Below are 8,711 nucleotides of genomic sequence, written 5' to 3'. Positions count from 1 at the left end.
CATGTGATAAGCAGTAGCATGTTGTACCGCATGCCCGCATTCATGTGCCGCAACGGCAGCAGCAGAAATACTTCTGCCAGCGTACACATCAGGACTCAGGTTTACCGTTTTATCAGCAGGGTTATAATGGTCACTCAGCTTGCCCGGCGTAGAAAGCACACGTACGTCATAAATGCCATTATCTGAAAGCATCTTTTCAGCAATCTCTTTACCACTCATGCCATTTCGAAGGCCAATCTCACTGTATTCCTTAAATTTACTTTTGAGCCTGTTACCAACAATCAGCCCAACAATAAACATTATTCCTGCTATTAAATAATAACCCATTAATCCCATGTCTTTTTTTCTTTAAATAGTGATCCTCTATAATAAAACTGTTATCCTGTATACAAAAATAAGCATTAGCAAGATTTTGTAAATGGGGAAATCATCAAAAAACCGTCAGAATTGAAGTCTGTTGTTAAACGGAATTTAATGCAAGCAGCTGTTCCACATGCCAATCCAGAAAACCTTTATAATTTAGATGAAACAGGCATTAAATTGTTACGCTAGAGGTATACGCTTCGTAAAATGGCGGCGTTATCTTATGAATTGTCAGATGATCAAACCAAAAACTATAGAGATATGAAATGTCCTTCTTGTAATGAAACATTGTTAATGAGCGAAAAGCGCGGTGTAGAAATTGATTATTGTCCTAATTGTCGGGGTATCTGGTTAGATCGAGGTGAACTGGAGAAAATTATGGATCAGTCTGCTGACCATTATGCTAAAAAAGAGAATTACGAAAAGGATTACCAGCAGTATGGTTATAACGAGTATAATAAAGGGCATCACCAAAAACAGCCTTATAAAAAGAAGTCCTTTTTAAATGATCTTTTTGATTTCTAAAACATCGCTAGCGGTTGATTTTAAATTTTAAACTCAACCGCTGTATAAAACCCGAAGCTTAAAGATGGTACCGCTATGGAAGGCCAAAACACCAGAAATCAATTGTTAAATGTTGTCTGGACAAGCATGGCTTTCTTGCCTATATTGTGGTTTTGGCTGGGTAAAACACCAGACCTGTGGTTATACGGTTCGTTAGTCCTCAGCCTTGGTTTTGCCTTTTTACCGTCCACTTTTTACGTTGCATTGCAACTGAGCAGTAAAACCTCATTTTATACGCAATACGGCATCAGAAAATTGCGAAGGTTTGTTCAACATGGCGACTTTAAAAATCTCCGTAGGGCAGAAGATTACCTTAAAACCATCGCCATGTATGAACGCTTTCATTATAGCTGCTTTATATTCTTCTTGCTGAGCACGGTCTTTAGTATAGCTGCTCAACAATATTTGCTTGCTTTTTTCATCTGTTTCAGTAACCTTATCTATAATATATTGCCTATTTTACTGCAACAATACAACCGGCTGCGAATCCATCAACTGCTTGCTAGTAAGCTAACAAGCGGCCACAGGCAATAATTGCCATCCACGATACAATAGAGATCACCGCAGAAAGTCGGGCCACAAAAGGAATCTGGTCTGGAAAGCTAAAAGCGAGTGGCAGGGTATATATAAAGCGATGAAAAACCCATACATTTAAGGCGGCGATCAGCAGTAAAAGCATTTTTAACCAAAATGTAGGGTCTATGCCCAGGCTTTTTGCATTAGTGATAAACAATAAAATGCCCGATGGTATAATAAGGAACAGTCCCTTTCTGGAGATGGGCAGCAGATAAGTAGCAAGCTCCGCCAGTGCCAGGTTTTTGTTATAACCCAACAGCCGCAGGTCAAATAAAAAGGCGGCACCCACCAGTAAAACAATACCCATAATATGGATGATCTCCAGGGCAGGGTAAAGCCACAAGGACTGGCGGATAGCATGTGCCCATGCAGAGTCTTCAAGCCATGCCAGCCAGGGGTTAATAAAGGGTTGCAACTTAACGCAATTCGTATTTTTCACCATCCACAAAGATGCGCTCTGCACGCATTTCTGTTTTAACGGTTTTGTGCGGATAAGCCACAATTCTCAAGGCCGTTCCTTTTTTAATCATGTCTGCCGATAAACCCCGGGCAGTCATCCTGCTTGCTGGAGCAAGGTATACCGTCCAGGTTTTACCTTGTAAAGGTACTTTTGCCAGGGCATGTGGGTTCTCAAAGGTAGATTCCTCCACCACCGCTTTAAAATCAAGTACTTTTGTTTGATCATAATTAGCCCATCCATGATGAAAGGGAATAAATGATATACTCATCAACATGATCATAACCAGTGTGATATTCCTTAAGTATGCCATAAGATTTTGTATTAAATGCTATTTAAATTTAATTAAAATAGCTGGGAATATGACAGGTAATTTTGTGAATCATCGAAATAACTACAGCTTAAGAATAGCTAGTCTGTACCTTACCGCTCGCTAACCCATCACTTGCTGTAAGCTTACTTATATAGCGGACTTGCTACCGACCTGCTACCGGTTTGCTACCGGATTTGCGCAACGAATCCGCCAGCTGCTCCCTACCAAGTCCCTAATAACGCCGTGCTATAAGTTATTGAACAGTTAACTAAAGGTTAGGGAATGTTTAGTGATGACAAAGTAACGATCAAGTGATGATAAAAGGTTAAACCTTAGGTTTTTCATTTTCTTCTTTCAGCTCGTCTATAATGGTGCCTTTCCAGGTAGGTATTTTAGTGTGGTAAGCAGTTCTGCCAATCATGTGAGCGGCAACAGGTGCGGTAAGGATCAAAAAGAAGGCAATGGCGATAGCTTTGGTGGTTACCGATACATCAGGAAAAATGATGCCTGCACACACTAAAAGTAAGCCTACGCCCATTGTTGCCGCTTTAACGGTTACCGACAGGCGCAAGTAAAAATCTGGCATCCTCAAAATACCGATCGAAGCAAATAAAATAGCTAAAGCACCAATAGTGCTCAATATAGCGATGATTATATTGGTCATGGTTATTTATTTTTATCTAAATAAAAGGAAAAGGCAATGGTGCCCAGAAAGGCAATTAGCGCCAAAATCATGGCTACATCCAGCAATACGGCTTGTCCTGAACGGATGCTATAGGTGGTAATAAGCCCAATGCCGATGGTAATGATCAAATCCAGGGCAATTACCCGGTCTACCACTTCGGGGCCCTTAAACAAACGGATAAACACCAGCACCACCGAAATGGTGAGGATAGGGAAAATAACGTAATCAAAATATGTTGCTAAGCTCATCGTAATATCTCTAATAATTTTTTCTCAAATCCATTCTTCATCTGTGTAATAAACTTGTCTTTATCCTTGAGGTACATCACATGGATGAAGAGCGATTTTTTATCCTCGCTGATATCCAGGATCAAGGTTCCCGGGGTCATGGAAATAATGGTCGACAGCAAGTTAATCTCCAGGTCGGTGGTTGCTTCCAGCGGATAACGGATAATGCCGGGCTGAAAAAAATATTTCGGCGTAATCACATCATAGGCTACCTGAAAATTGGCCACCAGCATTTCATAAAGAAAGAAAAACAGGAAACCTATAGTTTTGGGTACCCTGTAGAAATAACGCTGGTCGTCTTCATTGCGGTTCATCACCCAAAGGATCAGGAAACCAATCATAAAGCCAAACAAAAAGTTAGAATAATACATGGAACCTGTTAATGCTACCCAGATAAAGGAGAGCAGTAAGTTCATTAAAAAATGTTTAATCATAGCTGCTCTTTTATTTACCTAAAACTGCTTTAATATAAGGCCTGGTATCCAGCATCTCTGTGGAGATCTTGTCGGCCACTTTAATAATCATTTCTGCATTTAAGCCGATGTAAAGTGTGGTAAAAGCCAGGATCCCTATGGGTAACACCAGCAACACTTTTTTATGGAATTTCAAGGGTTCAAAACTATCTATAATATCGACATCTGTAGAAGCATTTTTCCAGAATACCTGACCACAGAGTTTAGCAATGACATATAAAGTAATAAAGCTACCAATGATAATGCTGACAATGAAGAAATAGTTTTTGCTGGCGAAAGCGGCTTCTATCAAATAGATTTTAGGCCAGAAACCAGATAATGGGGGTATACCTGCCAATGAAAACAGCACCAGCGCGATCAGCAAAGATATTTTAGGGTATGCCGCATAAATGCCACCCAGTTTAGTCATGTTCATGGTGCCCCGCAACTGCCTGATTAAGCCGGCAATGAGGAATAAATTGGTCTTGATGATGATGTCATGAATGAGGTAAAAAATAGCCCCCATTAAGGCAATTTTGGTGTATAAACCGATGCCACCGATGATAAAACCAATATGGCAGACGATTAAATAAGAAAACATCCGGCGGATATTGTCTTTGATGATGGCCCCGAAAGCACCGGTTAAAATCGTCATGACGCCCATGGTGATGAATACCGTTTTGATAAACTCGTTAGGTTCAAAAATCAGCGTAAAAACCCTGAATATGGCATATAAACCTACCTTGGTGAGCAAACCGCCGAAGGTTGCCGCCACAGCTGAGGGTGGTGTGTGGTAAGAAGATGGCAGCCAGAAATATAGTGGAAAAACGGCCGATTTAATACCAAAGCCAATCAGGAAAAACATGGAGGTTAAATTGACGATGGACTGGTCGGCCACTTTAGGGATTTTTAGCGCCAGGTCGGCCATGTTTAACGTGCCGGTGATGCCGTATAAAATGCCTATCCCCGTTAAAAAAAAGGTGGAGGCCAAAATGTTAAGGGCCATGTATTTTACGGCACCTTCTAACTGTGCCTTGCGGCCGCCTAAGGTTAACAGCACAAAGGAGGCAATAATGATCACCTCAAACCAAACATATAAGTTAAAAATATCACCCGTTAAAAAGGCACCATTAAGGCCCATAATTAAAAAGTGGAAAATAGGGAAATAGCCATATAACATCCTTGCCCTGCCAACACCTGTGGCAGAAAATATAGATACCGCAAGGGCAGCAATGGAAGTGAGTAAAACTAAGGTGGTACTCAGCGTATCGGCAACGAAAACAATGCCAAAAGGAGCTTCCCAATTGGCTGCATTCATGGTGAGGATAGTGCCGTTAAAAACCTTGGTAAACAGGTGGAGCGCCAATATAAAACCAGCCATACAGCCAATGATACTCAATACTCTTTGTGTAACTGTTTTTCTCCAGAAGCCTAGTTGTATAATTGCAGTGAATAAATGGACAAGTACTGTTGCAATAATTTCGTTATCGATCATATATCTTCTTCTTCCGGGGTGTTTAAATCGTCTAAATCATCTGAGTTGACCAAAGCATAGACACGTTTCAGCAAAACAATAGCAAAGGAGGTGAGACCAAAGCTGATGACAATGGCTGTTAAAATCAGCGCCTGGGGTACAGGATCTGCATAGATATCTTTGAAAACCTTAAAGTTCTCCTCAATGATGGGTGGTTTACCTTTGGTAATATTGCCGAGTAAGAAAATAAGCATGTTTGTGCCGTTACCTAAAAGCATTATTCCTAAAAGTAAGCGGACCATGCTTCTCCTGAGGATCAAAAATACCCCGCTGGCGTAAAGTATGCCAATTAAGAAAACGAGTAGTAATTCCATAATTAGTGTGTACTGGAGGAGATGGTGAATAAAATAGTGAGTACCACACCTATGACCACCATGTAAACGCCGATGTCGAAAAATAAGGCGGTACCTATCATGCCAATTACAGGGATGGGATGCTCAAACCATAAGCCTGTCATTACCGGGTAGCCCACAAATACAGGTAGAAACATGCTCAAAGCTGAAATGCCTAAGCCCACAGGGATGAGCGTCATGGGTTTTGAACGTAGAATTTTCAGTGTATTTTCCGTGCCAAAAGCAAAGCTGTGCAGCACAAAAGCAATGGAGGCTACCAGTCCGCCAACAAAACCTCCCCCGGGATAATAATGGCCACGGAGCAGCAGGAAGATGGAAAATAAAAATAAAATCGGTAAAAGATACTTCGATGCGGTTTGTAATATGGTGCTTCTCATGGTTATTCTTTTTCTGAAGCTTTTAACCTCAGTTTAATTAAACTATATACGCCCAGGGCGGCAATGCTCAATACCACAATTTCAAACATGGTGTCGAAACCCCTGAAATCTACCAGGATAACGTTCACTACATTTTTTCCCTTTGCCAGTGTGTAGGCATACTTGGCATAGAAATCACTGCTTTCTATAGTGGTGGGCACTTGCAATACTTTGATGGCTATTAACGACAGGATGGTGCCGAAAGCCAGGGCCACAAAGGCATCCCGGTATCTTTCTGGTCGGTTGGCAAAATTCAAAAATGGTGGTAAGTTGAACAGCACCAGTACAAATAACACCACCGTAAGCGTATCTATGGTAAATTGTGTCATCGCCAGATCTGGCGCACTGTAAAAAACGAACATCAAACAGATGGCATAACCTATTACACTGGTGCCCACTACGGCGGTAAGCCTGGAGGGAGTGGTTACGGTTAAATAGACTGCTGCCATCAGGATGGCCACATTAACGCCTTCATAAATACTGATGGGCGATAATTTGCTGTAATCGATATAAATAGGACCGCCAATGAGGAGCTCATAAGCCAGTAAAAGTTCTGCGAAAATGATGATCTTAATGATGTAAGACCGCAAATAACCATTGTGCATGGTATTGGTATACCAGCTTGAAAAATTGATAAAACTTCCGGTCAGGGAAGTGAAAAAAGCCTGCGGCGAAACCCTGTCGAAACGCCCAATTGCCTGTAACTTTACTGCACTAGGCTTGTTGACAAGGTAGATCAAGGTACCCGCAGCCAGGGTAGATAAGCTTAAAATGAGCACTGTATTAAAGCCATGCCATATTTTAAGGTGTACTGCTGGGTTTTCATTGGTCATGATTTGTACCGTTGGATTGATGAGGTGCTCGCCGATGATGCCGGGGAAAAAGCCAAACAGAAAACCCAAAAGGCCTAATAGAAGAGGAGGAATCCACATGGCCTTATAAGGCAGGTGCACCTTTTCAAATGCTGGAGGTAAACTGCCTGTAAATGGTTTAATACCGGCCATAAAACCTGCAGCCACCAGGCATAAATTGGTAATTACTGCGGCGATGGTTAAATAAAGGGCCAGGTGTTTGTCGGCATGTAAGGTAGCTTCATAAATAAGGTCTTTACCAATAAAACCGAACGACAGGGGCAGGCCTGCGCTGGAAAGGGCAGCCAGTAAGCCGGCAAGAAAAACGGGAAGCAGCACATGCTTTAAACCAGAAAGTTTTGTTAAGTCGCGGGTGCCTGTTTCATGGTCTATAATGCCTGTCATCAGAAACAAAGTCGCTTTATACAAGGCATGCACGACAATAAAGGTGCTGGCTGCAATTAAAGCCTCTTTAGTGCCTAAACCAATCAGGAATGTAAGCATGCCCAGCGCGGCAATGGTGGAATAGGCTAAAACACCTTTTAAATCAATGCGGAATAAGGAATGGATTGCGGCATATAACATGGTGAAACCACCTACAATCATTAAGGTATAAGTCCAGATAGGGGTATCGCCTAATATGGGGGTGAAACGTGCCAGTAAAAAGATTCCTGCCTTGACCATGGTTGCAGAATGGAGGTAGGCGGAAACAGGGGTAGGCGCTTTCATGGCTCCCGGCAGCCAGAAATGGAAAGGGAATTGTGCTGATTTGGTAAAGGCCCCAACAAATACACAACCTAGTACCACAGGGTACAGTTTATGATTTTTAATCAGTTCACTGTTAGTCATCAATTCCTGAATGGAGTAAGTGCCGGCAATCTGGCTAAGTAAAACCAAGCCTGCCAATAGAAAAAAGCCACCTAAGCCGGTAATGCTCAGGGCCGTGAGGGCACTTTTCCTGGAATCGGCATTGTCGTTGTTAAATCCGATCAGGAAAAAAGAACTGATGCTGGTCAGCTCCCAGAAAACAAACAACAGCAGGATGTTATCAGAGAGCACCAGGCCCAGCATGGCCGACATGAACAGGCAGAGGTAACCAAAGAAGCGGTCTTTATAGGGGTGCCCCTTCAGGTAGGCACTGGCATAAATGAAAATAAAGGCCCCAATGCCGGTAATCAGCAGGCTAAATAAAAGGGATAGCCCATCCAGGCGGAAATCGAAATTAATCGCCAGCGACGGTACCCATTTGGTATGTTGGTAAAGCACTTGCCCCATGCTGATAGCGGGAATATGTGCGGCGAAATAACAAAATAATAGGATAGGTAAAAGAGCGAGAACTGTACCCCATTTAGTCCGGAAAAACTTTCCGAATGGAATCATAAGGCCCGATGTTATTAATCCTGAAAGTACAGTAAATAGCATTTAGTCTTTTTAAGAATTTTAATGAATTTCACTAAAATAGTAAAAAAATACGGTAAATCAGGTCTTTTTGATACAAAAACCATGGATAAGTTACAGTTTTGGCATTAAGCTGTTTCTTTGAAAAGAGGCTAAGTTCTTAAAAATCAACCTTAGATTAAGGACAGGCTGCCTGGTTAATTCCTGAAATTTTGGGTGATCATTAAACCATATATGCCGCCGTCTAAAATACCGATGCCTAAACGTCCAAAACTGGGATTGAGGATATTAGCCCTGTGGCCCGGTGAATTCATTAAACCTACATGTGCCAAAGGTAATGTTTGTGCCAGGGCAAGGTTTTCACCGGCACTCATAAATGATACCCTATATTTCCTGATCCGCGCAAAGGGATCTTCCCCCTCAGGGGTATAATGAGAAAAGTAACCCCTGTCGAACATATCT

Annotated in this window: 13 protein-coding genes; 2 read left to right on the top strand and 11 right to left on the bottom strand. The window is 41.9% G+C overall.

Annotation, left to right across the window (positions count from 1 at the left end; translation table 11 throughout):
* On the bottom strand, positions 1–327 hold a 327-nt coding region (locus tag ACR2F7_RS00165), incomplete at its 3' end, for a zinc metallopeptidase (protein ID WP_432711592.1).
* Positions 328–570: 243 nt separating this feature from the next.
* On the opposite strand from ACR2F7_RS00165, the gene ACR2F7_RS00160 reads away from it, so the two are divergent.
* Positions 571–888 (top strand): zf-TFIIB domain-containing protein, encoded by a 318-nt coding sequence (locus ACR2F7_RS00160; protein ID WP_432711591.1) that lies wholly within the window; start codon positions 571–573, stop codon positions 886–888.
* 75 nt (positions 889–963) lie between these two features.
* Positions 964–1,461, top strand: coding sequence for a hypothetical protein (locus ACR2F7_RS00155; protein WP_432711590.1), 498 nt, complete (start codon positions 964–966; stop codon positions 1,459–1,461).
* Here the strand turns inward: ACR2F7_RS00155 and ACR2F7_RS00150 are convergent.
* The 10 genes from ACR2F7_RS00150 to ACR2F7_RS00105 form a co-directional block, all read right to left on the bottom strand.
* Entirely contained in the window at positions 1,430–1,966 is a 537-nt protein-coding gene (locus ACR2F7_RS00150; RefSeq protein WP_432711589.1) for a DUF6644 family protein, read from the bottom strand. The genes ACR2F7_RS00155 and ACR2F7_RS00150 overlap by 32 nt on opposite strands.
* Entirely contained in the window at positions 1,920–2,273 is a 354-nt protein-coding gene (locus tag ACR2F7_RS00145) for a DUF6152 family protein (protein WP_432711588.1), read from the bottom strand. Before ACR2F7_RS00145 ends, ACR2F7_RS00150 begins: the two co-directional genes overlap by 47 nt.
* Positions 2,274–2,598: 325 nt before the next feature.
* Positions 2,599–2,937 carry a monovalent cation/H(+) antiporter subunit G gene (gene mnhG / locus ACR2F7_RS00140; RefSeq protein ID WP_432711587.1) on the bottom strand — a complete coding sequence of 113 codons (339 nt, stop codon included), beginning with the start codon at positions 2,935–2,937 and terminating at the stop codon, positions 2,599–2,601.
* Between the two features lie 2 nt (positions 2,938–2,939).
* Entirely contained in the window at positions 2,940–3,206 is a 267-nt protein-coding gene (locus ACR2F7_RS00135) for a monovalent cation/H+ antiporter complex subunit F (protein WP_432711586.1), read from the bottom strand.
* Positions 3,203–3,661 (bottom strand): Na+/H+ antiporter subunit E, encoded by a 459-nt coding sequence (locus ACR2F7_RS00130; RefSeq protein ID WP_432711585.1) that lies wholly within the window; start codon positions 3,659–3,661, stop codon positions 3,203–3,205. The genes ACR2F7_RS00135 and ACR2F7_RS00130 overlap by 4 nt, the downstream gene beginning before the upstream one ends.
* A gap of 28 nt (positions 3,662–3,689) precedes the next feature.
* A complete protein-coding gene (locus ACR2F7_RS00125) occupies positions 3,690–5,192 on the bottom strand; it encodes a proton-conducting transporter membrane subunit (RefSeq protein ID WP_432711584.1) in 1,503 nt (500 codons plus the stop codon).
* Positions 5,189–5,545: a Na+/H+ antiporter subunit C gene (locus ACR2F7_RS00120; protein ID WP_432711583.1), complete on the bottom strand. Its 357-nt coding sequence runs from the start codon at positions 5,543–5,545 to the stop codon at positions 5,189–5,191. The genes ACR2F7_RS00125 and ACR2F7_RS00120 overlap by 4 nt, the downstream gene beginning before the upstream one ends.
* A gap of 2 nt (positions 5,546–5,547) precedes the next feature.
* The gene (locus ACR2F7_RS00115; RefSeq protein ID WP_432711582.1) at positions 5,548–5,961 is read right to left on the bottom strand and encodes a Na+/H+ antiporter subunit B; all 414 of its coding nucleotides are present in this window, start codon (positions 5,959–5,961) and stop codon (positions 5,548–5,550) included.
* 2 nt (positions 5,962–5,963) lie between these two features.
* Entirely contained in the window at positions 5,964–8,273 is a 2,310-nt protein-coding gene (locus ACR2F7_RS00110) for a putative monovalent cation/H+ antiporter subunit A (RefSeq protein WP_432711581.1), read from the bottom strand.
* A gap of 173 nt (positions 8,274–8,446) precedes the next feature.
* On the bottom strand, positions 8,447–8,711 hold a 265-nt coding region (locus tag ACR2F7_RS00105), incomplete at its 5' end, for a CAP domain-containing protein (protein ID WP_432711580.1).

Origin of the sequence: Pedobacter sp., assembly GCF_045628745.1 — a bacterium.
GTDB lineage: Bacteria > Bacteroidota > Bacteroidia > Sphingobacteriales > Sphingobacteriaceae > Pedobacter.
The sequence above is the reverse complement of the archived record's forward strand: the minus strand, read 5'-3'. Positions and strand labels throughout refer to the sequence as shown.

What these genes read in the sequence shown, in the direction of transcription:
- ACR2F7_RS00160 (WP_432711591.1), top strand. Translation starts at nt 571, where the DNA reads ATGGCGGCGTTATCTTATGAATTGTCAGATGATCAAACCAAAAACTAT.
- ACR2F7_RS00155 (WP_432711590.1), top strand. Translation starts at nt 964, where the DNA reads ATGGAAGGCCAAAACACCAGAAATCAATTGTTAAATGTTGTCTGGACA.
- ACR2F7_RS00145 (WP_432711588.1), bottom strand. Translation starts at nt 2,273, where the DNA reads ATGGCATACTTAAGGAATATCACACTGGTTATGATCATGTTGATGAGT.
- mnhG (WP_432711587.1), bottom strand. Translation starts at nt 2,937, where the DNA reads ATGACCAATATAATCATCGCTATATTGAGCACTATTGGTGCTTTAGCT.
- ACR2F7_RS00135 (WP_432711586.1), bottom strand. Translation starts at nt 3,206, where the DNA reads ATGAGCTTAGCAACATATTTTGATTACGTTATTTTCCCTATCCTCACC.
- ACR2F7_RS00130 (WP_432711585.1), bottom strand. Translation starts at nt 3,661, where the DNA reads ATGAACTTACTGCTCTCCTTTATCTGGGTAGCATTAACAGGTTCCATG.
- ACR2F7_RS00125 (WP_432711584.1), bottom strand. Translation starts at nt 5,192, where the DNA reads ATGATCGATAACGAAATTATTGCAACAGTACTTGTCCATTTATTCACT.
- ACR2F7_RS00120 (WP_432711583.1), bottom strand. Translation starts at nt 5,545, where the DNA reads ATGGAATTACTACTCGTTTTCTTAATTGGCATACTTTACGCCAGCGGG.
- ACR2F7_RS00115 (WP_432711582.1), bottom strand. Translation starts at nt 5,961, where the DNA reads ATGAGAAGCACCATATTACAAACCGCATCGAAGTATCTTTTACCGATT.
- ACR2F7_RS00110 (WP_432711581.1), bottom strand. Translation starts at nt 8,273, where the DNA reads ATGCTATTTACTGTACTTTCAGGATTAATAACATCGGGCCTTATGATT.